The sequence below is a fragment of the Lysinibacillus sp. KCTC 33748 genome (assembly GCF_002237755.1).
In the GTDB taxonomy this organism is placed as follows: domain Bacteria; phylum Bacillota; class Bacilli; order Bacillales_A; family Planococcaceae; genus Lysinibacillus.
In genome coordinates this window covers 113,925-137,031 of record NZ_MWSJ01000002.1, presented here as the reverse complement: position 1 = coordinate 137,031, position 23,107 = coordinate 113,925, and the positions used below count along the sequence as shown (strand labels likewise).

At 38.5% G+C, this 23,107-nt stretch carries 26 protein-coding genes; 4 read left to right on the top strand and 22 right to left on the bottom strand.

Annotation, left to right across the window (positions count from 1 at the left end):
• Positions 1-57: 57 nt before the first annotated feature.
• Positions 58-255 carry a hypothetical protein gene (locus B1B04_RS03450; RefSeq protein WP_079559940.1) on the bottom strand — a complete coding sequence of 66 codons (198 nt, stop codon included), beginning with the start codon at positions 253-255 and terminating at the stop codon, positions 58-60.
• 459 nt (positions 256-714) lie between these two features.
• Between B1B04_RS03450 and B1B04_RS03445 the strand changes: the two genes are divergently transcribed.
• From B1B04_RS03445 to B1B04_RS25890, 3 genes are all read left to right on the top strand, one after another.
• Complete coding sequence (locus B1B04_RS03445) at positions 715-1,344, top strand: hypothetical protein (RefSeq protein ID WP_079559939.1); 630 nt, start codon at positions 715-717, stop codon at positions 1,342-1,344.
• Positions 1,345-1,649: 305 nt separating this feature from the next.
• On the top strand, positions 1,650-2,174 hold the full coding sequence (locus B1B04_RS03440) for a GNAT family N-acetyltransferase (protein WP_079559938.1): 525 nt from the start codon (positions 1,650-1,652) through the stop codon (positions 2,172-2,174).
• 24 nt (positions 2,175-2,198) lie between these two features.
• The gene (locus B1B04_RS25890) at positions 2,199-2,381 is read left to right on the top strand and encodes a hypothetical protein (RefSeq protein ID WP_079559937.1); all 183 of its coding nucleotides are present in this window, start codon (positions 2,199-2,201) and stop codon (positions 2,379-2,381) included.
• Positions 2,382-2,480: 99 nt separating this feature from the next.
• Here the strand turns inward: B1B04_RS25890 and B1B04_RS03430 are convergent, their stop codons facing one another.
• The 6 genes from B1B04_RS03430 to B1B04_RS03405 form a co-directional block, all read right to left on the bottom strand.
• The gene (locus tag B1B04_RS03430; protein ID WP_079559936.1) at positions 2,481-3,464 is read right to left on the bottom strand and encodes a biotin--[acetyl-CoA-carboxylase] ligase; all 984 of its coding nucleotides are present in this window, start codon (positions 3,462-3,464) and stop codon (positions 2,481-2,483) included.
• Between the two features lie 341 nt (positions 3,465-3,805).
• Entirely contained in the window at positions 3,806-5,020 is a 1,215-nt protein-coding gene (locus B1B04_RS03425) for a CCA tRNA nucleotidyltransferase (protein ID WP_240518183.1), read from the bottom strand.
• A complete protein-coding gene (gene bshA, locus B1B04_RS03420) occupies positions 4,971-6,116 on the bottom strand; it encodes an N-acetyl-alpha-D-glucosaminyl L-malate synthase BshA (protein ID WP_079559934.1) in 1,146 nt (381 codons plus the stop codon). The genes B1B04_RS03425 and bshA overlap by 50 nt, the downstream gene beginning before the upstream one ends.
• Before the next feature lie 33 nt (positions 6,117-6,149).
• Positions 6,150-6,554, bottom strand: a complete 405-nt coding sequence (gene mgsA, locus B1B04_RS03415; RefSeq protein ID WP_079559933.1) for a methylglyoxal synthase — start codon at positions 6,552-6,554, stop codon at positions 6,150-6,152.
• 19 nt (positions 6,555-6,573) lie between these two features.
• Positions 6,574-7,371 (bottom strand): 4-hydroxy-tetrahydrodipicolinate reductase, encoded by a 798-nt coding sequence (dapB, locus tag B1B04_RS03410; protein ID WP_079559932.1) that lies wholly within the window; start codon positions 7,369-7,371, stop codon positions 6,574-6,576.
• The gene (locus B1B04_RS03405; RefSeq protein ID WP_079559931.1) at positions 7,371-7,706 is read right to left on the bottom strand and encodes a nucleotide pyrophosphohydrolase; all 336 of its coding nucleotides are present in this window, start codon (positions 7,704-7,706) and stop codon (positions 7,371-7,373) included. The genes dapB and B1B04_RS03405 overlap by 1 nt, the downstream gene beginning before the upstream one ends.
• Positions 7,707-7,821: 115 nt before the next feature.
• Here B1B04_RS03405 and B1B04_RS03400 point away from each other — a divergent pair, with 115 nt between their 5' ends.
• Positions 7,822-8,691: a YitT family protein gene (locus B1B04_RS03400; protein ID WP_079559930.1), complete on the top strand. Its 870-nt coding sequence runs from the start codon at positions 7,822-7,824 to the stop codon at positions 8,689-8,691.
• Between the two features lie 123 nt (positions 8,692-8,814).
• Here the strand turns inward: B1B04_RS03400 and B1B04_RS03395 are convergent, their stop codons facing one another.
• From B1B04_RS03395 to B1B04_RS03325, 15 genes are all read right to left on the bottom strand, one after another.
• The gene (locus B1B04_RS03395; protein WP_079560351.1) at positions 8,815-9,489 is read right to left on the bottom strand and encodes a zinc metallopeptidase; all 675 of its coding nucleotides are present in this window, start codon (positions 9,487-9,489) and stop codon (positions 8,815-8,817) included.
• Between the two features lie 60 nt (positions 9,490-9,549).
• Positions 9,550-10,146, bottom strand: coding sequence for a lipoprotein heptaprenylglyceryl N-acetyltransferase LhaT (lhaT, locus tag B1B04_RS03390; RefSeq protein ID WP_079559929.1), 597 nt, complete (start codon positions 10,144-10,146; stop codon positions 9,550-9,552).
• A gap of 566 nt (positions 10,147-10,712) precedes the next feature.
• Positions 10,713-11,507 (bottom strand): menaquinol-cytochrome c reductase cytochrome b/c subunit, encoded by a 795-nt coding sequence (locus tag B1B04_RS03385; protein ID WP_079559928.1) that lies wholly within the window; start codon positions 11,505-11,507, stop codon positions 10,713-10,715.
• Positions 11,508-11,549: 42 nt separating this feature from the next.
• The gene (qcrB, locus tag B1B04_RS03380) at positions 11,550-12,224 is read right to left on the bottom strand and encodes a menaquinol-cytochrome c reductase cytochrome b subunit (RefSeq protein WP_049666761.1); all 675 of its coding nucleotides are present in this window, start codon (positions 12,222-12,224) and stop codon (positions 11,550-11,552) included.
• Between the two features lie 14 nt (positions 12,225-12,238).
• On the bottom strand, positions 12,239-12,745 hold the full coding sequence (locus tag B1B04_RS03375) for a Rieske (2Fe-2S) protein (RefSeq protein ID WP_079559927.1): 507 nt from the start codon (positions 12,743-12,745) through the stop codon (positions 12,239-12,241).
• A 154-nt stretch (positions 12,746-12,899) separates the two neighbouring features.
• Entirely contained in the window at positions 12,900-13,349 is a 450-nt protein-coding gene (locus tag B1B04_RS03370; RefSeq protein WP_079559926.1) for a DUF2487 family protein, read from the bottom strand.
• A gap of 164 nt (positions 13,350-13,513) precedes the next feature.
• Positions 13,514-14,071, bottom strand: coding sequence for a ReoY family proteolytic degradation factor (locus tag B1B04_RS03365; RefSeq protein ID WP_079559925.1), 558 nt, complete (start codon positions 14,069-14,071; stop codon positions 13,514-13,516).
• Positions 14,072-14,085: 14 nt separating this feature from the next.
• Positions 14,086-15,354 carry a tetratricopeptide repeat protein gene (locus B1B04_RS03360; protein ID WP_079559924.1) on the bottom strand — a complete coding sequence of 423 codons (1,269 nt, stop codon included), beginning with the start codon at positions 15,352-15,354 and terminating at the stop codon, positions 14,086-14,088.
• A 317-nt stretch (positions 15,355-15,671) separates the two neighbouring features.
• Positions 15,672-16,958 carry a 3-phosphoshikimate 1-carboxyvinyltransferase gene (gene aroA, locus B1B04_RS03355; RefSeq protein WP_079559923.1) on the bottom strand — a complete coding sequence of 429 codons (1,287 nt, stop codon included), beginning with the start codon at positions 16,956-16,958 and terminating at the stop codon, positions 15,672-15,674.
• A gap of 92 nt (positions 16,959-17,050) precedes the next feature.
• Positions 17,051-18,151 (bottom strand): prephenate dehydrogenase, encoded by a 1,101-nt coding sequence (locus tag B1B04_RS03350; protein ID WP_079559922.1) that lies wholly within the window; start codon positions 18,149-18,151, stop codon positions 17,051-17,053.
• On the bottom strand, positions 18,148-19,248 hold the full coding sequence (gene hisC, locus B1B04_RS03345; RefSeq protein ID WP_079559921.1) for a histidinol-phosphate transaminase: 1,101 nt from the start codon (positions 19,246-19,248) through the stop codon (positions 18,148-18,150). The genes B1B04_RS03350 and hisC overlap by 4 nt, the downstream gene beginning before the upstream one ends.
• Before the next feature lie 18 nt (positions 19,249-19,266).
• The gene (gene aroH / locus B1B04_RS03340; protein WP_079559920.1) at positions 19,267-19,635 is read right to left on the bottom strand and encodes a chorismate mutase; all 369 of its coding nucleotides are present in this window, start codon (positions 19,633-19,635) and stop codon (positions 19,267-19,269) included.
• On the bottom strand, positions 19,632-20,723 hold the full coding sequence (gene aroB, locus B1B04_RS03335) for a 3-dehydroquinate synthase (protein ID WP_079559919.1): 1,092 nt from the start codon (positions 20,721-20,723) through the stop codon (positions 19,632-19,634). Before aroB ends, aroH begins: the two co-directional genes overlap by 4 nt.
• Positions 20,724-20,726: 3 nt before the next feature.
• Positions 20,727-21,908 (bottom strand): chorismate synthase, encoded by a 1,182-nt coding sequence (gene aroC, locus B1B04_RS03330; protein WP_079559918.1) that lies wholly within the window; start codon positions 21,906-21,908, stop codon positions 20,727-20,729.
• Between the two features lie 358 nt (positions 21,909-22,266).
• Entirely contained in the window at positions 22,267-23,037 is a 771-nt protein-coding gene (locus tag B1B04_RS03325) for a CheR family methyltransferase (protein WP_079559917.1), read from the bottom strand.
• Positions 23,038-23,107 lie beyond the last annotated feature (70 nt).

Sequence of the window (23,107 nt, the reverse complement as noted above, 5' to 3'; positions counted from 1 at the left end):
CAGCGGGTGTCCAAACACCCGCTGAAAAGTAGTTTAAATCCGCATTCATCTCATCACCTATAGAGGTGAGAGACTTCTATAACTGCCAAAAACACTTGTAGCTGACGTTTCACTTTCGCTACGAAAACACTTGCTGAAAGAAGTTAAACATACGACTCCACCACTTTCATACTCCCTTATAATAAATCCTATTCCAGTAAATGATTTGCGGGTTTCATCTTCGATAATTTCAATTTGTACATATTCGTTTTTCATTCTTTCCGCTCCCTGAGTTTAAATGCTAATTTAACTATGTACATTCCCGCTTGAATAAAGATGTACAAAAATTGCACTTCCATTTCATACTATTACTGAGGTGTTAGTATACATATTCTATTAGAGATTCGTCTTTAACTCCCCACCACTTAGCCAAAAAATTCCTACGAACACCAGTGTATCCATTGGTTATTGAGTAGGCCCACCTGTAGTCACTACAGTGAAAGCAAAAATATTTTGTACGTTGACGTGGATTCGCTACACTCTCATTCAGGCGTTTTCACAGGATGTGAAGGTCTTAGACTGATTCCTCATTTCAGCGGACGTTTGGACACCTGCTGAAAAGTAACTGACGTTTCACTTTCGCTACGAAAACATTTGTAGCTGACGTTTCACTTTCGCTACGAAAACATTTGCTGAAAGAAGTTAAAATGAAATTGAAAGAGGAGGGTTCATGATATGTCACAAACCATCATTCCTAGAGCTGCTGTGCGCGGAACAGCCTCTGGCGTTATCTTCATGGCATTTTTCGGTACTCTGTGGGCAGGAATTGGAATTAGAGGATTGCACGGCTGGGGATTTCTCTGGCTGTTGATTTTATCCTTGTTGATTGGTGTTGTACTGCTTGTTGGAGGAATCGTTTTGATAATGAAATCTAAAAGATTATCAAACGAGATGATGGGAGAGGATTCCCATCGTTGGAAACGAAAAAATTTGTGGTTCGGTATTATTTTCGGTTTAGAAGGCGTTTTGATAGCCACTGCCGCCGTAATTTGTCAATCTACCAATCACTTGGATTTGTTTGTTCCTATTATGGCTCTCATTGTTGGTGCTCATTTCTTTCCCCTAGCGTACCTTTTTCAGGTCAATCTCTATTATATTTCGGGTTCACTTCTTTGCCTGCTATCGGCAATCACACTGTTTACTTTACCCGTAAGAGTTACCTGGGGTAATTACCAAATTATGGTATTGTGGACATCTGTGGGTTTTAGCTCAGCTCTGATATTATGGGGGACCGGTGTAGTAGTTTGGATTACCGGCCATAGATTACTGAACAGGGCTGGGAATAGTGGATCCAAAGAAGCTTAAATCAAAGGCTAGGACAGAATTCCTCTCTCCTTAAAAACGGCACAACATCCATAAATATTTCCTTCCTTGATCATTTCGTTTTTCAATATCTAGAAGGTAGAATTTATACCCATGTGATAATGCCTTTTTAGTAAAAATTTTATATGATTTCCCATTGTATCAGTAACAGATTTCCATTAATTCTATATTAGTCATACTACTATGTAGTGCTAAATTTTTTTAAAGTTAAGGAGGAATCCAAGGTGAAATGGGTCAAAAACGTCCGTATTCATTTGAAATAAAGTTCGAATTTCGAGGTGGTTAATATGAAAATTAGAAAAGCAAACATTCAAGACGCTCAAAGTATTGGAAAAGTACATGTTGACAGTTGGCGAACAACTTATAAAGGCATTTTGCCAGATGATTTTTTGAATAAATTATCTTACGAGCAGCGAACAGAGCTATGGAAGAATAATATTTCAGATGCTACGAATTATGTATTGGTGGCTGAAAATGAACAAGGAGAAATAATCGGCTTTGCAACTAGTGGTACACGAAAGACAAATTCAGTAGTAAATTCAACTGATTTGACTTCTATATATCTTTTAGAAGAATATCATGGAAAGGGTATTGGGAAACAACTACTCAAAGAAATATTCACCTATTTTAATCAAAAAGGATACGAAAAAGTATTTGTAGAAGTATTAGCAGAAAATAAAACACGTTATTTCTATGAATATTATGGTGCACAATATGTAAATAACATCGAAATTAAAATTGGCGGAAAAATAGTAGAAGAACTTATTTATGTATGGGATGATATTGATACGTTAATAGAAAAAATAAAATAAGCGTTTTCCTTTGGGGGGCATGTAATGAAAACTATAGCGGGAACGATCTCTTTATCGGTTTCTTTTACATTATTCATTTATTTGTTCGGACTAAAAATGGAGCATTCAGTTAAATATGACTCAGGATTGTTTTTTCTTCCAATAATTTTACTAATTCTTTCTCTGATCTTCTTTAGACAAGACTACAAACGAGAAAAAAATATATAGAGCTAAATGTATTTCGAAAAATATGAAAGAACGTATACTTTCACATTCGAAAATATACGTTCTTGTTGGATAAGTGAATGCACATTGTAGTTTATGTTTCTATAAAATTTTTATATCTCCAGCATAAATTGTCCGAACTGTGCCATTATCCTCTGTTAGCTGTAGTACACCTTCATCCGTAATCCCACTGGCAATACCTTCAAAGCGCCCACGTAAAGTCGTAACTTCAATACGTTGTCCAATCGTACATGACATTTGTTCCCATAGCTTTTTAATGCTGGAAAAGCCTTCCTTCACGTATAATTCCGTAAATTGTTCTAAGTATTGTAAAATTGATGCGACAAGGGCAGCTCGATTAATTTCTTCACCCGCTTCTAAACGTAAAGATGTAGCAATATCCGCGATTTCTGGTGAGAAATCTGTGTCAACCTGGTTCGCGTTAATACCTATACCTACTAGCAATGCTTGTACACGGTCTGCCTCTGCCTGCATTTCTGTTAATATACCTGTACATTTTTTACCTTTAATAAGCAAATCATTTGGCCATTTAATGGCTGGCTCAATTTGTTTATATAATGTTTTAATAGCCATCGTAATCGCAACTGCTACGACAAGTGTATACGATGAAGCTTGTTGAGGAGTGACATCTGGTCTCACAATAACAGTCATCCAAATACCTGTGCCATTTGCAGATTCCCATGGACGGGCCATACGACCACGACCGGCAGTTTGCTCCTCACCGATTATAATCGTGCCATGTGAAGCACCTTCCTGTGCAAGCTTGTGGGCGATTGTTTGTGTTGAATCTACAACATCAAAATAATGGATTTCACGTCCAAAGTGTTCCGTATTTAAAAATAGTTCAATTTGTGTTGGGCTTAAGCTATTTGGAACACCCGTCAGTACATAGCCCTTTTTCTTTACCGTTTCAAACGTATAGCCTTCCTCCTGTAGCGACTGCATATGTTTCCATACAGCAGTACGTGATACTCCAAGGGAATCTGCTAGCTCCTGACCCGAAACTGCTTCACCATTAGCAGCTAATATTCTTTTTAAAATTTCATCCTTCATAGAAATACTCATGCTAATCAATCCTTTAATAAACTCTGCTATTTAAATTTTTGTTGTTATTTATAAACTTTAATTAGTATTAATCATACTGTAAATTATGACAATTGACCACAATATCATCAAATATCTTTTAGACACTGTTTATTCGTTATTTTTAACTATTTTACTTCGTATCGTTGGATCACCGTCATAACGTAGTACATGGTATACGTATTAACAAACGTCACATCCAACTTTTAAAGATAAGAAAATATATTATAAAATCAAAAAATAGAGCTTAAATTAATAAGGAACCGTCTTATTCTTTTTAAGACGGTTCCTCATCATACAGAAATGATAAAAATCAACGTTTATCATTCTTTTTTGAAATAATCATGTTCTATCCAATTCTTTATGTGCTGTCGGTCATTTTGAAGTTCGCCATTGACAACCGCTTCAAGCATTGCCTGCAATGCTTCTTTTACCCATGGGCCACCTTTTATTCCAGACCATTTTAATAAATTCGTCCCGTTTACAACAAGCTCTTGCTTGTGTCTAATGGGAAGCTTTGTCTGAATTTCTTGTATACTTTGCTGTGGTATTTGAACGTCAAGCTGTCTCAGCTCGGCAAAATAACAAGCTGCCTCGAGTTCCTGTTGTGTATGCGAAAAGTAATCCATATTCGTCCAGCCATTTTTTAAAGCCTTTATGGCTGCTAGCACACCTTTTACAAATGCCATCTCTTTATTCGATAAACGATAGTTACCTAGCACTTCTCGCCAATGATCACCCTGTAACATTGAAAAATATGCCCAGCCTAATAGCTTGTCCTGCGTGTTAAATTTACACCAGTCATCTGCTTGAAAAGTACCACTTAAATGATTCACTAAGCTACTTTCCTCAAGCTTTCTTATACCATTAAAAACATCTTTCCCTACCCATAGCTTATCGAGCTCTGCCTTTATACGCTCCTTTGCAATCCAAGAAATAGTATCAGCCTTGCCCTGCATTGCTTGCAAGGTTTCTGATTCAATTAGAAAACCTAGTTGCGCTGAAAAACGTACGGCTCGCAGCATTCGTAATGCATCTTCCGAAAAGCGTTTCTGTGCGTCACCTACTGCTCGAATGACACCAGCCTCAATATCTTGACGCCCCCCGTAAAAATCAACAAATGAGCCATCACGACGCATCGCTATAGCATTCATCGTAAAGTCTCGGCGCTGTAGATCATCTTTTAGCGAACGTACAAATTGCACTTCCTCTGGTCTACGGTGATCTGTATATTCCCCATCTGTGCGATATGTCGTTACCTCCACCGATCCAGCTGGCACGATAACAAGTACCGTCCCATGCTGAATTCCTATATCAACCGTGTGATTAAAGACAGATTTTACTTCGTCTGGCATGGCGTTTGTTGCAACATCTACATCATGGGCAGGGCGACCGAGTATGGCATCTCGTACCGCACCACCGACGATTACTGCTTCAAAGCCCGCGTTTTCTAGTTGTTCAATAACTGAATAGGCCGCTTGCCATTCTTTATTGTTTTGCATGATTTCTTTCAGCAACCTTTTCATACAATTTTTCATATTGTTCTACAATTTTTGATGAATGGAATTTTTCATCAACAGCACAAATGGCTGCTTCACGGAAACGTTGTAATTTCTCTTCATCACTCAAGAGGTTCACAGCATATTCTGCCACTGCGTCTGTATCTCCTAATTCCACTATAAAACCGTCTACACCGTGTTCAATGACTTCTGGAATACCACCTACAGCCGATCCAATACAAGGTACACCACAAGCCATTGCTTCAAGTAAGACTAATCCGAATGATTCTTGCTGTGATAGTAATAATTTAAGGTCACTGATTGCATACAATTCAGCTAAATTTTCTTGTTTACCTAAAAATAAAACATCCTTCATGTAAGGACTTTCCTTTACTTGATCCATTACACGATGCTTTTCAGGTCCATCTCCTACAAGCAACAGTTTTGCCTTCATGTTTGCGCGAATCTTCATAAATGCGTCTATTATATGAGGAAGATTCTTAATTTTACGGAAATTAGATACGTGAATAATAACTTTTTCGTCTTCTTCAATTCCGAATTGTTCCTTTAGGCTTCCTGAATTGCGCGGGAAGTATTCACGTTCATCTACAAAGTTGTAAATCGTATTAATCGGCTTTACTGTATCGATAAGCTCATAGGTTTGTTGCTTTAATGCCTCTGACACTGTCGTTACGATATCAGATTTGTCAATGCCATACTTAATTGCCTGTGAAAGAGTGGAATCCTGCCCAAGTACCGAAATATCTGTACCATGTAGCGTTGTGACAATCCCAATGTCACGACCACTCATTTCACGAGCTAAGACAGCACAGACCGCATGTGGTATTGCATAATGCACATGAAGCACATCTAGCTCTTCATCCTTAATCACGTCCGCCATTTTACTCGCTAATGCTATATCATATGGCGAATATTGAAATACTGAATAATTATTAACTTCTACTTCATGGAAAAAGACGGTTGGATAAATTTTATTCAATCGAAATGGTACGCTTGAGGTGATGAAATGAATCTCGTGTCCTCTCTCTGCAAGCATTTTTCCTAATTCTGTTGCAATAACACCAGAGCCTCCAACAGTTGGATAACAGGTAATGCCGATTTTTAGCTTTTTCATTCGATTATCATCCTTTCTAAATCACGCCTTTTTTTAATTTCGTCTTTCTTGAATCAGTCTCCAATCCACAAAGCCTTCCTGTAGGCCTTTTAGTAATATTTCTGCAGTTCCCATATTTGTGGCCAGTGGCACTTGGTAAACATCACAAAGTCGGATCAGTGCAGAAACATCTGGCTCATGTGGTTGTGCTGTTAAAGGATCACGGAAAAAAATGACCATGTCCATATCATTATTGGCAATCATTGCGCCAATTTGTTGATCGCCACCGAGTGGTCCAGAACGAAAACGTGTTACCTCTAAGCCTGTAGCTTCAATAACGCGCTGTCCTGTTGTACCTGTAGCAAACAACGTATGCTCATTTAAAATATTACGGTAAGCAATAGCAAACTGTACTAAATTATCTTTTTTGCGATCATGTGCAATTAATGCGATTTTCATAATGCTTCCATCCCAATCTTTAGATGATGTTTTCTAAACCATATACAAGTTGATCCATTTTCATGACTTCTTCTACACAAAATGCTACACCAGACATAAAAGAATTACGGTTTAATGAATCATGACGAATTGTTAAAAGCTGTCCGTCTCCACCAAATAACACTTGTTGGTGTGCCACTAAACCTGGTAAACGAACAGAGTGAAGGCGCATGCCGTCCAATTCTGCCCCTCTTGCACCCTCAAGTGTTTCTTTTTCCTCTGGATGTCCTTGCATTTTTTGTGCTCGCACCTCTTGAATCAATTGTGCTGTTTTAACAGCTGTTCCAGATGGTGCATCTAACTTTTGATCGTGGTGCATTTCAATAATTTCAACATCAGGTAAATATTTTGCCGCTTCCTTAGCAAACTTCATCATAAGGATTGCCCCTATCGCAAAGTTCGGAGCAATAATGCAGCCAAGCTCTTTTTCTTTAGCCATTGCTGATAATTCCACTAGTTGTGCATCTGTAAAGCCCGTTGTACCAATTACAGGGCGTACATTTAAATGCAAGGCTTCTTTAGTATGTTTATATACTGCATGCGGGTTTGTTAAATCAACTAATACATCTGGTGCAGTTGCCTCTACAAGCTCTGACATGTCTGTAAAGATTGGAGCAGTATAACTTGCTGGAAACATCTCCAAATCAGCTAATGTTTTTCCTACTTCCTTATAATCTAGTACAGCTACTAATTCCATTTTGTCATGCTTCATGACCGTATGTACAGCCTCAGCCCCCATCTTTCCTCTAGGTCCTGCAATAGCTACACGAATTGACATTATTCTTCATCCTTTCTAGTCCAGCGATCTTTATCCCTTGTTTCAAATTTATGTATAACGCGTAAAAGTGCTTCATCTAATTTAATGCCTTGTGCATTTGCAAAGCAAACTAAAACAAAGAAAAAGTCACCTAATTCTTCTTCAATGCTGTTAGCATCCTCTGTACTCTTTTTCTTCTTTTGCCCGTAAACGTCCTGTACCTCGCGAGACAATTCACCAAGTTCCTCAGTTAGACGAGCCAATAACTCAAATGGTGGGAAATAACCTTCCTTAAATTGTCCTATATAATCATCCACACGCTGCTGTAAAGCTTGCATTGTTACTTGTTCAGTCATTTAAATCACACTCCTACTTACCATCGTATAAAATTTACACCATTGTTGTCAAAAACAATAAAATGTCAGATAATAGATAGCACAACTTCAATTGTTTCGGACTACAGGAGGTCATATGCTAAAACAGATCAAAGTCATCAATATCATCGCAATAATGCTCGGAGCTGCAATTTTTAGCTTCGGCTTCGTCCACTTCAACATGCAAAATCAACTTGGTGAAGGTGGCCTAAGTGGGATTACACTCATACTTTATTTTACACTAGGCTGGGACCCTGCCTTCATGAATTTACTATTAAACATTCCTATGTTTATTATTGGTTATCGTTTACTTGGAAAAAAATCATTTATTTATACGCTCGTTGGAACTTTATCTGTTTCAGTTTTCCTAAAAATTTTCCAAAAATATCAATTTACTATTCATTTAGAGGATGATTTACTACTAGTTGCACTTTTTGCAGGAGTTTTTGTTGGATTAGGACTCGGTATCGTCTTTCGCTTCGGTGGTACAACTGGCGGTGTAGATATTTTAGCTCGCCTTGGGCATAAATATTTTGGCTGGAGTATGGGTAAAACGATGTTCATCTTTGACGCAATTGTCATTACACTGTCATGGATAACGTTTTTAGATGCACGCTCTATGATGTATACCCTTGTCGCGGTATTTGTTGGCGCGCGCGTCATTGATTTTGTTCAAGAAGGAGCCTATGCAGCACGTGGAGCACTTATTATATCTGAAAAATCTAGCGCCATTGCTGAAATGATTGCATTACGAATGGAACGCGGTATTACTATACTTGAAGGCCATGGCCATTTTACGAAGCAACAAAAAGAAGTTATTTATTGTGTCATTGGTCGCAATGAAGTTGTACGTTTAAAATCTATTGTTTATGATGTCGATCCTCACGCTTTCGTCTCTATAATAGAAGTACGGGATGTGGCAGGAGAAGGCTTCACGCTCGACGACCAAAAACAACCACTCCATTAAAATGAACAATTTGCCTGCTCTCTCGAATAAAACATTCGTTGAGGTAGGCTTTTTTTTACATATTACAATTTGACGGATTAAAAAACTTGCTATAGTGAAATACCACTACAACAAGTTCTTTAATTAGTCGTCACTTCGCATATTTGTAAAGATTAATACTAAACGTAATAATTCTAATACAGCTACTGCTGCTGCGGCAACATATGTTAATGCTGCAGCGCTTAACACTTTACGCGCTGGACGCTCTTCTTCATTTGTAATAATCCCTAAAGAATTCATTTGCACTAACGCGCGCTTGGATGCATCAAACTCTACTGGCAACGTTACTAATTGGAAAACCACACCTGCTGCCAATAATATGATACCTAAAAGTAACATATTTGTACTACTTGCAAAAATACCAATCATAACAAATATCCAAGACATATTTGATGAAATATTTGCAACCGGCACTAGCTTACTACGTAATGTTAGCATTGAATAAGCTTCTTTATGCTGGATGGCATGGCCAACTTCGTGGGCAGCAACTGCAGCTCCAGCAATACTCGCCTCGTAGAAGTTACTTTCCGATAAAGCAACTGTTTTTGTCGCCGGATTATAATGATCAGATAATACACCTTGTGTTGGAACAACTCGTACATCATATAAGCCATTTGCATCTAAAATCGCACGCGCTATCTCTGCACCAGTTTGTCCCTTCATTGTACGTTCTTTTGCAAACTTATTATACGTGCCCTTTACTTTCATCTGTGCGTAAAGCGGCAGTAGCATTATTATTGCAAAATAAACAATATACATGGTTGTTGACAATTTTCTAACCCCTTTCTATCTCGATACTATAATTCTATAATCAATTACCTAATTCGGCAAATATTTGCGCCACCTAATTGAGAAGATCGCTAGAAAAATGCATGCAATCGATAACCAAAAAGTAAAATAACCGATATAGCTTGTGTAATCCGCTAAATCACGGTACATCGGCATTTGGCCAAATACATAGTCAATCACATCATTATGCAATGTCCATACGGCTGCCACGGCAATATGCCAATATGAAAAAACATATTTACCAAGGTATATAATCGCTTGGAAGGCCATCATAAAATGCGAGCCTACAAGCATCCAGCCTTGCCAGCCAATAGATCCAGTTTCAATCAACGTCCAAATATTCATCACATCAGCCCAAATTCCATACTTAACTAATGTAATAAGGGCTAGCACCTCCATTAGAGGCCATTTTTTCCCCATGATCCAAGCTAACAATACGAAGCAAAAGAATAAGCTGGCTGTCGGACTATCCGGAACAAAAATATAAAAAATCGGTTCCGTTATAGCAAGCTGCCATCCGTACCAATAATAACCGTAAATAGTTCCTAATAGATTGATAATAAGTAAAAGTATTAAAAATGACTTATGTGTAAGGAGATACCAGACGTTTGCACGTGTAATTTGCATAATTAAAACTCCTTTATCTTCTGTCTTTACTAAGATGCCTTTTTTGTCTGTTATTATGTATTAAATAGTCGTTAATTTGCCACGTTCTTTCAATATTGAATAGTAGCAGTATTTTTTACGTATAACCATAATGTAGGGTTGATTTCCGTTACGACTGGGCGCTTTCCTGCCCAGTCGTAACGGAAATCAACTTATATAGCTTAGGTTTTAACCAATGTCATCCTTACCTTTGTAGATGAGCTTTTTTCTAATATTCCTCTTAAACATAGACTGCATCAAATATTGTGGTATTGCCCACTGTGTAGCACTACATAAATTCTAGTGACTTCCCCGCATTTTCAACAACTTACCGCTTTGCCTCCTCGGTTTGTTCACACATACAGCATTGAATTGCTAGTTTCCCACAGGAGTGAATGGGCATTTGTCTCGATCTTAAATAGTATGTAAATCCTAATAAATATTATTGTTGCAATAATATATTGTACGGGAACTTTTTTGAAGCTGTAACAGTCACATTATTAGACTAGAAAAAAAGAGCCAGTTTCCTGACTCTTTTAAAACAAAGCTTATTCCTTAGCCTTTAAGCTCGCAATAAATTCAGCTAATTGTTTCGCTTCTTCATCTGTACCAGCGAAAGCACCAGCTGGCATATTGCCACGACCATTGTGGATAATATCTTCTACTTCTTCAGCTGTTAGTTTATTACCAACTAATGCTGGAGCCGCTGGACCACCTTTTAAGTCAGCAGCATGACAGCCGATACAAGTTTTAGCTTGTTCACCAGTGTCACCGTTCCAAATTGCAAATCCTGGTAGAGATTCATCAATATCAACCTCAACCTCTTCTACAATTGCACCCATAGCTTTTTGAGCTTCCCAGTCATGGTTAACAACTGACTCCCAAGTTAAGTAGAACATAGCAGCCAATGTCAATAACATAAACGCTGTTGGTAATGGGCGTTTAGATGGACGACGTTCTGGACTTTTATCTAAAAATGGCATTAATAATAGCGCTCCAAATGCAAGACCTGGAATTACAATTGCTCCAATAACATTATATGGACCTGAAGCATATGAGTATTTTAATAATTGATACATGAATAAGAAGTACCAGTCCGGTAATGGCACGTATGCTCTTGTTGGATCAGCTGGTCCTTCAAGAGGTGATGGATGTGCAACTGTTAATAATAAATAAGCTATTAAAAATACAGCACCAACCATCCATTCTTTTAGTAAGAAGTTCGGCCAGAAAGCTTCCGTCTTACCTGGATATTCGGAATAATCCTTTGGAACGTTCGGCATTTTGTGATTCGCTTTAATACGAGAATCACCAACAAATTTCATTCCTTTTCCGCGATGCATTATGTCCCCTCCTTTAAAAAATCATCGAACCGTCAAGAACTATTACAACGGCCCTGAAATTCCTTGACGACGAATCATGATAAAGTGTGCTGCAAGTAACCCAAACAATACTGCAGGTAAGAAGAATACATGAATCGCAAAGAATCGTGTTAACGTTTGAGCACCAAGAATAGTTGAGTCACCCGCTAATAAGATTTTAATCCATTCACCGATAAACGGTACAGATGCAGCAATTTCGATACCTACTTTTGTAGCGAATAATGCTTTCATATCCCATGGTAATAAGTATCCTGTAAAACCAAGACCCATCATTACACCAAAAATCCCTACACCAACCATCCAGTTTAATTCACGTGGTTTCTTATAAGAACCTGTGAAGAATACACGAAGCGTGTGTAAGAACATCATTACGATTACTAATGAAGCTCCCCAGTGGTGCATACCGCGTACGATTTCACCAAATGCTACTTCGTTTTGTAAATAATAAACTGATTTCCAAGCATTCACTACGTCTGGTACATAGTACATTGTTAAAAACATACCTGATAGTATTTGAATTACCGTGATGAAGAAAGTTAATCCACCGAAACAGTAAACGAATGCTGAAAAATGATGTGCAGGGTTCACGTGCTCTGGCACTTCGTGGTCGGCAATATCACGCCAAATAGGTGTAATATCTAAGCGTTCATCGACCCAATCATAAATTTTATTTAGCACTGTTTTGTACCCCCTTACTTAACTAGAGTATTTGCTTTAGTTGGACCAAGCAATAAGTAACCATCTTCTTCTTTAACTTCATATTCATCCAACGGACCTGTTGGTGGTGTTCCTGGTATGTTTTTACCATTCTTCTCGTAACGTCCAGCATGACAAGGACAGAAGAATTGATCTGGGTGTGCAGAATCTTCTCCCCAGTTCACCATACAACCTAAGTGCTTACAAACAGGAGATAATGCAACGATTTGATCGCCTTCTTTGAAAACCCACGCTACGTTTGTTACCTCTGATTTGTACCATGCATCAACTTGTTCAAATTTTAAGTCAACTTTAATAGGTTCTTTAGTAATATCAGCGATTTTATGCTCTGTCTTTATAAAGTCCCCACCAGTATGTTTTTGTAGTACTGGGTCAATTGCAAAACGAAGCATCGGCATCAGCATACCTGCCGCCATAAAGCCACCTACACCAGTTAGTGTATAGCTTAGGAATTGACGACGTGAAACTCGATTATTACTCATTTTTTTCCCCCCTCTAACTTAAAGGTCAGTCCAACGGACATTTTTTTACAAATAGTAATACTAGGACATATCTATGATATATCAACTCCATAGCTTGGTCAATATAGCATTCTGTGGAAAGCTGGAGAATGTGAACATTTATTGAAACAAATTGTTAAATCTGTGCCCATTTGGTCGAAAGCATCGGAATAACTTGTCGCAATTGATCTTCAAGAATAGAGTTTTTCACACCTTTATCCATACTTTCTAACGGAATCGCTGGTAGCCAAACAACATTTACTTCCTCTCCAATATTTGTCCAAAAATGGTCACAAGTAATGAAGAACACATGCTTAAAACCAGCATTATGTAATTGTGCCTCTAATTCCTTCGGCATATCTTCGCTTTTTAATGTTGCACTATACGAAAATGGTGGCATCAGTAATAGACGGCCTTTAAACTGTTGCTCAATAAAAGATGTAAGCGATAACAAAAAATCTGCCTCTGTACCACTCTGTTTCATTTTTTCAGGAGATAAATCGACGGTTACGAGTGGAACAATTGCTGTATCGATAAATTCCTTCTGTGCCATAAACGATGTCACATCGCTTGCATTAAAATACATCTCACAAACCTCCTCATGTTACATATAACGTAACTACGTAATGAAAATAAAAAAATGCCCTTCTCCACTCTTCAATAGGATAACCAATAAAAAGTGAAAACAATCATTCACTTGTTATGTTATCATATTGAGGTAGATAAAGGACATTCAATTTTTGCCTATAACTAATGTAAATTAGCAGTTTCCTTTAGAGCTTGTAACAAATTAGACAATTCATAAAACCGCTCTTCATCTCCTTGATCGAGAGCTTCATCAATTTGTGCGAGTAATTTTTCTTCTTGGAATACGAGTAAGCTGTTGGAAAGCAGCTCTTCTGCCAGTAAACGATCTTTTTCACTGACAATCAGTGCTTCCGGCATATAAGGGTTTTCTTCAAGAACTGCTAAGTATTGTGCACTTGGAGGTACATTAGGAAAATTCAATTGTATATACATATCTTCATGTTCATGTAAGCGTAAATCATGAAAAGATTTCTCAGCATCTGCTGTCATTACATTACCTTTGTAGAAACGAAATGGCACACCTGTTGAGTCAACTGTTGACATTACCATTGCTCTAGGGCAATAATGAGCTTCTTCAACAAATCGAATTCGTTTTAATAACTCATCGTTGCTTAATAAGTAATTCAAAATCCATACACACTCACGACGTTTCAATTGATAATTCTTTAAAAACCATCTAACAAATGCTTTTTTATCGACAACTGATACAGAAGCAGTCATACCCACTCCCTCCTTTACTCAAATTCTAAGGTTTCTAACTTCTCTTGCCACTCTAGTTCACCAGGTTGAATAGTTATTAATTGGCTAAGTACTTCTTTTGCTTCTGAACGCTTTCCTTCTTCTAATAGGAAATAAACATATTTTTCTAAAAATGCTGCGTCTTCCTTAAAATCATTATATGCCAAACGGTAAAATTCGTATGCACGGTCGTACAATTCTAAATTTTCATATGCAACCGCAGCAAATGGGTATAATGTGCTCCATTCAAAATCATTTTTTTGCAACTCTTCAAATAATTCTATTACATCCTCATGACGCTCTTGCTGTGCCAACACAGAGATTAATGCCAATACTGCCTCCATGTATTCAGGATCTAAGGCAATAGCTTCACGTAGATGCTGTTCACCCTCATCTGGCAAACCAGCTTTTAAAGCCATTTTACCTGCAAATAAATATAAGGACTTATCATATTCATCACGCTTTAATCCTTCTAGAATGGCAGCATAAGCTTTTTTATTGTCCTCCGTCATGGCATAGCTTTCAGCAAGCAATAAATAGGCAGAAAAATAATCAGGGTCTAATTCTTTTAATTCTTCTAATTGTTTAATGGCCATCTCATATTTTTGTGATTGAAAGGCCGAATATGCAGCACCAAATAAAACATCTGGCTTTATTTCATCGTCAAGTGCTTTTAAATAGTAATCTAAAGCCGTTTCATAGGCAGCTCCAGCACGATACACCTCAGCAAGTCTTTCAACAAGACTTATCCCTGCAAATTCAACTTGTTGTTCATATAATTCTTCATATAGTCTCGCAGCCTCTAAAAAACGACCCGTTTCAAATAAAAGCTCCGCTTTAGCAAATTGTAATAATGGCTCGTCTGGTAATATAGATAGGGCCTCATTAATACGCATTTCCGCTACTTCGAATAACCCTTGCATTTGATAATAATCCGCTAATACTAATAATGCTTGGGGATATTCTGGAGATGTCTCCTCTATTTCTAATAAAAAATCTAGCGCTTCATCTTCAGCGCCAAGTTCCATTAAGACGTTTGCACGATCAATTTTCAACTGTGCCTCTTCTGGGAATAAAAATTGTAAATGCTCCAGTACACGGTCAGCTTCCTTCATATACCCATACTGCATAAACATTTCTGCTATCGTATAAATTTCCTCAGGTAGCTCCTTCGTTAAAAATGATTCAAGTAGCTGTTCAATTAATGCTAAGTCTCCTTGTTCAAGTGCTTGCATCATTTCAGTCATCGCATTGTTCACAGTCATTCACCTATTCTTTCATTTATATCTTTATGCTACAAAACATTTTCTTTCGAAACAAGAAAAAACTCCCCAAAAGACTTGGAGAGTCAGGATTAATTTCGCCTTGGCGCAATTTAGTCCGGATTTTGAATTGTGCCCAGGTCTGCACACGATGGCCGACACGATGTCGGCCATTTCGGTATTGGCACAGAACGTGGCATGCTTAAGAGTGAGTTCCTACATTTCAGTAGGCGTTTGGTACATCCACTAAAAAGAAACCTCAACCGCAATCATCTCTCCACAGTCAGAGGTAGGAGTATTCTGCTGAATAAAGATAGACTTTACTTTACTTCCTCTATGTGCTCGAAAAACGATGGATAAGAAACCGCAATACATTCTGCATCATCTAAAGTTATAGTACCGTCTGTTATTAATGCAGCAACAGCGCCCATCATGCCTATACGATGATCACCGTAAGTTTTTAAGTGAGCACCACGTAATGGAGTTGGTCCTTCAATAATCATTCCATCCTCAGTCGCTTCAATAGAAGCACCTAGTTTTTTCAATTCATCCACTACAGCCGTTATCCGATCTGTTTCCTTCACTTTTAACTCCTCGGCATCCTTAATAATCGTTTTGCCATTTGCCTGCGTTGCTAATAAAGCAAGAATCGGGATTTCATCGATAAGACGAGGAATAATATCTCCTTCAATTGTAGTTCCTTTTAATGCTGACGTTTCTATTGTAATTGTTGCTGTCGGCTCTGATTGGCTATCTTCATTCGGCATAACCGTTATCGATGCACCCATATTATGAAGTACTTCGATGATACCATCTCGTGTTGGATTAATTCCGACATTTTCCAGCGTTATTTTACTACCTTCACAAATAGCTCCTGCTACTAAGAAAAATGCTGCTGATGAAATATCACCTGGTACAGAAACATGCGTCCCCGTTAGAGTTTGCCCTCCTTGTAATGCAATAACACCATCCACCTCGTCAACCCGTGCACCAAATTGACGTAGCATTCTCTCAGTATGATCTCGAGATACTTCCGTTTCTCGCACAATTGTCGTACCTTCAGCACGTAAACCCGCAAGTAAAATAGCTGACTTCACCTGAGCACTCGCAACAGGCATGTGGTAATCAATAGCTTGTAATGTTGTACCTTGAATGGCTAATGGTGTATATTGTCCATCTGCCCTTCCAGTAATGTGTGCACCCATTTGACGTAACGGATCAATAACACGGCGCATCGGTCGTTTTCCAATGGACGCATCTCCTGTCATTACTGAGTGGACATTAGATCCGGCTAGAATCCCTAGCATCAAACGCGTCGTCGTACCAGAGTTTCCTGTGTATAGTACCTCAGTGGGCTCTTGCCACCCCTCTATACCTGGACTGTCGATAGATACATTTGTTCCTTCCACGTCAATCTTCACACCAAGCTTTCGGAAGCAATCAATTGTACTCAAACAATCCTCCCCTAATAAAAAGCCATCAACTGTCGTTTTACCCGTTGCAATCGCTCCAAACATAACGGAACGGTGAGAAACAGATTTATCACCTGGAATCGTTAAAGTCCCTTGTAAGGAAGGTTTATCATATTGTAATACTTTTTCACTCATCGTTTTCTTCCCCCCAATATGAAGATAGAAAGCGCCGTAATTTCGACGCTTTCTTTAAAAAATGTATTTCTTATTAAGCTTTTCTAGTCTGCCTATGAAATATATGTTTCATATTTAGCACGCTTTTGTATACACGCTGCTGCTCGTTCACGGTCACTTTCGCTTTGTAAGCTAATAACAAGGATTCCGAACACGTCCTCTCGTGACTCTACGATACGTAAATTCGTAATACTAATCGCTTCATCTGCAAGTATGCCTATCACCTCAGAAATAACACCCGGATAGTCAGGAACATCAACATATAAGTCAAATGATGTAAACATTGCTCCAGCACTAATCGGTAATTCATCTCTTAGCTCTTTGGCAACTGCAAAGTATTTTTCAATGTCCTCCGAGCTACCATTTAAAAGGAGCTCCTTAACACGACTCATTTCCTTTTCCCAGCCATCTAGCTGTGCAATTAGCTCATCTCGATTTTGCAATGTAATATCTCGCCATAAAATCGGATTGGATGACGCAATACGCGTTACATCACGGAAGCCCCCTGCAGCAAGTGAACGTGTCATCGGATACTCACCATTTTCTCCGCCCAACTGGTGCACAAGAGAAGCAGCAATTACATGCGGGAAGTGACTAACTACAGCTGTCATATGATCATGCTCACGAGCAGATACACTTACAACCTTTGCATGTGTAAACTTTAATAAACTTTCAAGCTGTGCCATATGGACAATTTCTTCACCAGCAAGTGGTGTTAGCATATAATACGCATTTTCAAAAAGGTGAGCCTTTGCAGCTAAAACACCGCTTTTATGTGAGCCTGCCATTGGATGTCCTCCAATAAAGGTAATGCCTAACTCACGTAGTTCCCCAGCCTTTTGCATAATCCTCTTTTTTGTACTACCTGTATCTGTTACGATTACTTTATTTTTCAACGGCCATGTTTTTAATTGTTCCATCCATTCAAGAGTTGCGTTAACGGGAGTTCCAAAAATGATAACATCTACGTCGTCCACCACTTCTTTTGGATCTGTCACAATATCATGCACAATATTTAACGTTTTCGCATGTTCACGTGTTTTCTCATCCATATCATAGCCAATAATTTTTGTTTCGGGTGCCTTTTGTAACGCTAAGGCAATTGAGCCTCCAATGAGGCCTAGCCCAATAACGAGCACTTTACGTGTCGTCATGCAAAAACTCCTTGCTCTTTTAAGACGTTTTCAAGGTGACCTAGCAACGCTTCATTTTGAGCCTCTGTTCCGATTGTCACGCGGATAAACCCAGGTAATCCTAATGCATTTCCACTACGGATGATAAAGCCTCGTTTCATTAGCTCATTGAAAACAACATCACTATCGGCATTCGTATTAAAGAAAATAAAGTTCGTATCAGACGGGAAGTATTGCAAATTATGCTTTTCACAAAAATCAACATATTGTTTTTTACCTTTTTCATTTGCTTCTCGGCAAGCCTTTATAAAATCTTGATCACTTAAAGCGATTGTCGCAACCGCTTGACTTAGAATTGTATTATTAAATGGCGATCTTACGGGATCTAGTTTAGCAATCACGTCTGGTTGCCCAATTGCATAACCAACTCGGAAAGAAGCAAGACCATATGCTTTTGAGAATGTACGCAACAATAGTACATTTGGAAACTCGTCAATAATAGGTAGAGTATCTCTGTGACCAGGATGTGTTACGTATTCGATGTAAGCTTCATCTAATACTACTAGCACATCACTTGGTACTTTAGCTAAAAATGCTCGTAATTCAACATCTGGTATCACAACACCTGTTGGATTATTTGGACTACAAACCCAAACGACCGATGTGTTTTCATCAATTGCTGCTATCATTGCTGCTAGGTCATGTGTACCTTCGATACAAGGAATTTTACGTACCTCCGCACCTTCTATTGCAGCATTATGCCAGTATTGAGAGAAAGATGGGTCTGCCATCACTGTGTTTACACCTGGATACAACAATGCACGAGTAATAATCGCAATGATATCGTCGGAGCCGTTACCAAAAAGAAGCTGTGTTTCTTTGACACCTAGATTATTTGCAACAGCTGTACGTAAATTTTGCGCATAGCCGTCTGGATAGATAGCATGATTTACTGAATTATTTTGTAAATAAGCAGTTACCTTAGGTGAGCACCCAAATGGGTTTTCGTTAGATGCTAATTTTACGACTTCTTGTAAGCCATATTCTCGTTGTACTTCTTCAATTGGTTTACCAGGCTTATATGCTTGCATACCGTCCAGTTGTTGTTTCCATTTCATCTTAAACATCTCCTCTAATTATTTAGCTTGGGCTAAATCTGGTCTTAATTTCACTGCATCATTGAGATACAAGTGTTTTACATCTTTTTGTGCCACTTCTACATTCGCATGTATTAATACACGAATACAAAGTGGCAGTGCGTTTGGCACGTCCATTTCATGCGTACACATGACAGGTACATATTGCCATCCGTCCATTAACCGTACAGCACGTGCAGGAAATGCTGACGTAATATCAGGTGTTGTGGAAATAAGTATGGAAGCAATATCATCGATTTCCACGTTATTTGCTGTTACTACTTCACGCACTAATCTTGCTGTCTCATCCCATACAAGCTCTGGCCTGTCAGATTCAATTGTAATTGCTCCTCTAAGTCCACGAATCATACAAGCACCTCCGCTAATAGCTGTCGGAATTCGGTGTCTACTTCTCTGCATTCTGTTAAATCAATTGGTTGCACGAAAGGTTTACCAATTTCATCCAATAATACAAATTGTAAAATACCATACTCCGCTTTTTTATCTTTCATTAAATACTCTGTTAACTGATCAAAAGTATACATTTTCACAGATTCAAATGGATAGCCATTCTTCACTGCAAAATGTAAAAATGCTGTAGTGAAGTTACGGTCTAATTTTCCGTATCTTTCACTTAATAATAAACAATACACGAGTCCAATCATTACAGCCTCGCCATGCGCTACTTTTCCATAACCAGCGGCCGCTTCAATGGCATGACCATAAGTATGACCTAAGTTTAAAAATTTCCGCACGGATTGCTCGGTTTCGTCCTCTGCTACTATTTGCGCTTTTACTTCAATTCCTTTTCTAAGCTGCTTCGCTAATTCTTCTGTGCTGAAATGAATAACCGTCTCTACAGCCATTAATTCCTCTAACCACGCTGCATTCGAAATCATCGCATGCTTGATCACTTCAGCTGTTCCTGAACGTACTTCACGCTCAGGTAAGCTGTCGATAAATATAGTATCGTAAATGACTCCCTCAGGTTGATAAAACGCCCCAATCATATTCTTACCTAGTGGATGGTTAATAGCTGTCTTACCGCCTACCGCTGAGTCATGTGCTAAAATCGTTGTTGGAATTTGAATAAACGGCACCCCTCGCATATATGTGGCAGCAACAAAGCCTGTTAAATCACCTACAGCACCCCCACCAAATGCAAAAACAAATGATTTACGTGAGCATTTTTGTTCAAGTAAAAACGTTTGTGCCGCAAAGTATTGTTCGAAGGTTTTACATGCCTCACCACCTGGTAAGACAAAGACCTCAAAATGATAAGGGAAATTAGCCTTGAAATAATCTCCTTGCGCTGCCCACACATTAGCATCCGTAAAAACGATGAGTTTATCGGCTTTTTGAAGCTGATCATCGAATTCTTTTACTGCTTCTGCCAAAAAATTATGACCAATGACAACCTCATATTGATGTGACTTCGTCGCTACTGGTACTCGCATAAATTAGAACCCCTTTGTAGATCGACGGTGTTCGTCGATTTGAGCTTTTAGTTGAGGTAATTGATCGCTATGGAATTGTTCTACAATCGCATTCGCTATTTCCCAGGCAATAACGTGCTCAGCAACAACTGATGCTGCTGGTACTGCACAGCTATCAGAGCGTTCTACACTAGCTTTAAATGGCTCTTTCGTTTCAATATCAACACTTTGTAACGGTTTATATAATGTAGGAATTGGCTTCATTACACCACGTACAACAATTGGCATTCCAGTAGACATTCCACCTTCTAAGCCGCCAAGTCGATTCGTTGCACGTGTATAGCCTTCTTCCTCTGACCAAATAATTTCATCATGGACTTCAGAGCCTTTACGGCGTGCCATTTCAAATCCGATTCCAAATTCAACACCTTTAAATGCATTGATAGATAACATGGCAGCTGCTAATTTCGAATCTAGCTTTCGGTCATAATGAACATAAGAACCTACACCGGCTGGCATTCCTTCTACAATGACTTCAACAACACCGCCAATTGAGTCTCCTGCTTTTTTCGCTTCATCGATTGCTGCCACCATTTTTGCGGAAGCCTCTGGGTCAACACAATAGCAAGGATCAGCTTCAACAATGGCACGAATTTCATCTACTGATTTTCCTTCTACTAAGGAAGTGTCTGCTTTAATACCAATGATTTCTGTTACATGTGCCACTATGGAAATACCTAATTCATTTAAAAGCGCTTTTGCAACAGAACCTACAGCTACACGAACTGTTGTCTCACGCGCTGAAGAACGCTCTAACACATTACGTAAATCACGGTGTCCATATTTCATGCCCCCTACTAGATCTGCATGTCCTGGACGAGGACGTGAAATTTGACGTTTAATATCTTCAGGGTTCACATCTTCTGCTAATGGTTCTGCTCCCATAATTTTTATCCAGTGCTTCCAGTCATCATTTGTGACTACTAGCGCTACGGGAGAACCAAGTGTTTGTCCATGACGAACACCAGCAACAATATCTACTGTATCCGTTTCGATTTGCATACGGCGACCTCGCCCATGTCCTCCTTGACGACGCTTTAAATCGTGGTTAATTTTTTCTGCTGTAATTGGTAAGAGCGATGGTAAACCTTCAATAATTGTTGTTAATTGGGGGCCATGTGACTCTCCCGCTGTTAAGTAACGCATAAACACTTTCTCCCTTCAACTCGCTAAAGTATGTATTTTTCACTATAACATATATTCTCTAAAAAAACAGTTCTTTTGCAAATGTCTTTCAAGACTCGTTTCAATTGTTTGCAAATTCCGAATTACCCAGCAACTTTATCCGTTTTTAAATTAGAATATTCTGAATGATGTACATAGAAAAATCTCCACTAATCATTAATCTTCACCAACCATGCTTTTACGATAACTAATAAAAAATACGCTTTTTGCTTATGGCAAAGCGAAAAGCGTACGATTCATCTATGTCTAAAGCTTTTTAAAAATATGTACACGCCATTTATACTGCCTTTTTGTACGAATGCTTTTCTCATATTATTTACTAGGTCCTTCTATAGAAGAATGTATCCTCGACTTCAAACTCATAACGAGATGGGTTAAAAATTTGCTCAGTAGATCCAACAAATAAAACCCCATCCTTGCGCAATGCTTTACTAAAATTCGTATAAATCTGATCCTTCGCTTCTTCAGTAAAATAAATCATCACATTGCGGCAAACAATTAAATCATAATTAGAATCGTAATTGTCATTTAGTAGATTCTGCTTCTTAAACGTCACACAACGTTTAATCTCATCCTTGACCCTATAAAAGGAACCTTCTTGCTCAAAATACTTAGCTTTAATATCACTCGGCACTTCTGCTAATGAGCGCTCTGGATACACACCTAATTTCGCCTTTTGAATGACATTCTCATCTAAATCAGTAGCAACAATTTGAATTTGAGATAATGGCACTAGCTGAGATAATACCATAACTAAAGAATAAGGTTCTTCACCTGTTGAACAAGCAGCACTCCAAATTTTTAAACGCTTATTAGATTGCAGTAATTTCGGAAATATTTTTTTCTGTAACACTTCCCAACGCTTCCCATTACGATAAAATTCGGAAACATTGATCGTCATGCGATCTAAAAACTCATTCATTAAATCACGATCTTGTTCAAGTGCCTTTAGAAAGTCCACAAAATTACGATATCCTTTTTTCTCATACAGAGATGTTAATCGTCTTTTCATTTGCGCTTCTTTATATAGCGCTAAATCTATTCCTGTTTTGCGCTTTATACCTTCTATAAACTGTTCATAATCAGACATGCGGTCTTCTTCCCCTCTAGCGTCGTATTTCCATTATAGCGGAAAAGTGCCATTCCTGAAATACTCTTTC

Coding starts and splice junctions, on each gene's coding strand:
- B1B04_RS03450 (WP_079559940.1), bottom strand. CDS start 255: ATGAAAAACGAATATGTACAAATTGAAATTATCGAAGATGAAACCCGC.
- B1B04_RS03445 (WP_079559939.1), top strand. CDS start 715: ATGTCACAAACCATCATTCCTAGAGCTGCTGTGCGCGGAACAGCCTCT.
- B1B04_RS03440 (WP_079559938.1), top strand. CDS start 1,650: ATGAAAATTAGAAAAGCAAACATTCAAGACGCTCAAAGTATTGGAAAA.
- B1B04_RS25890 (WP_079559937.1), top strand. CDS start 2,199: ATGAAAACTATAGCGGGAACGATCTCTTTATCGGTTTCTTTTACATTA.
- B1B04_RS03430 (WP_079559936.1), bottom strand. CDS start 3,464: ATGAGTATTTCTATGAAGGATGAAATTTTAAAAAGAATATTAGCTGCT.
- B1B04_RS03425 (WP_240518183.1), bottom strand. CDS start 5,020: ATGAAAAATTGTATGAAAAGGTTGCTGAAAGAAATCATGCAAAACAAT.
- bshA (WP_079559934.1), bottom strand. CDS start 6,116: ATGAAAAAGCTAAAAATCGGCATTACCTGTTATCCAACTGTTGGAGGC.
- mgsA (WP_079559933.1), bottom strand. CDS start 6,554: ATGAAAATCGCATTAATTGCACATGATCGCAAAAAAGATAATTTAGTA.
- dapB (WP_079559932.1), bottom strand. CDS start 7,371: ATGTCAATTCGTGTAGCTATTGCAGGACCTAGAGGAAAGATGGGGGCT.
- B1B04_RS03405 (WP_079559931.1), bottom strand. CDS start 7,706: ATGACTGAACAAGTAACAATGCAAGCTTTACAGCAGCGTGTGGATGAT.
- B1B04_RS03400 (WP_079559930.1), top strand. CDS start 7,822: ATGCTAAAACAGATCAAAGTCATCAATATCATCGCAATAATGCTCGGA.
- B1B04_RS03395 (WP_079560351.1), bottom strand. CDS start 9,489: ATGTATATTGTTTATTTTGCAATAATAATGCTACTGCCGCTTTACGCA.
- lhaT (WP_079559929.1), bottom strand. CDS start 10,146: ATGCAAATTACACGTGCAAACGTCTGGTATCTCCTTACACATAAGTCA.
- B1B04_RS03385 (WP_079559928.1), bottom strand. CDS start 11,507: ATGCATCGCGGAAAAGGAATGAAATTTGTTGGTGATTCTCGTATTAAA.
- B1B04_RS03375 (WP_079559927.1), bottom strand. CDS start 12,745: ATGAGTAATAATCGAGTTTCACGTCGTCAATTCCTAAGCTATACACTA.
- B1B04_RS03370 (WP_079559926.1), bottom strand. CDS start 13,349: ATGTATTTTAATGCAAGCGATGTGACATCGTTTATGGCACAGAAGGAA.
- B1B04_RS03365 (WP_079559925.1), bottom strand. CDS start 14,071: ATGACTGCTTCTGTATCAGTTGTCGATAAAAAAGCATTTGTTAGATGG.
- B1B04_RS03360 (WP_079559924.1), bottom strand. CDS start 15,354: ATGACTGTGAACAATGCGATGACTGAAATGATGCAAGCACTTGAACAA.
- aroA (WP_079559923.1), bottom strand. CDS start 16,958: ATGAGTGAAAAAGTATTACAATATGATAAACCTTCCTTACAAGGGACT.
- B1B04_RS03350 (WP_079559922.1), bottom strand. CDS start 18,151: ATGACGACACGTAAAGTGCTCGTTATTGGGCTAGGCCTCATTGGAGGC.
- hisC (WP_079559921.1), bottom strand. CDS start 19,248: ATGAAATGGAAACAACAACTGGACGGTATGCAAGCATATAAGCCTGGT.
- aroH (WP_079559920.1), bottom strand. CDS start 19,635: ATGATTCGTGGACTTAGAGGAGCAATTACAATTGAATCTGACAGGCCA.
- aroB (WP_079559919.1), bottom strand. CDS start 20,723: ATGCGAGTACCAGTAGCGACGAAGTCACATCAATATGAGGTTGTCATT.
- aroC (WP_079559918.1), bottom strand. CDS start 21,908: ATGCGTTACTTAACAGCGGGAGAGTCACATGGCCCCCAATTAACAACA.
- B1B04_RS03325 (WP_079559917.1), bottom strand. CDS start 23,037: ATGTCTGATTATGAACAGTTTATAGAAGGTATAAAGCGCAAAACAGGA.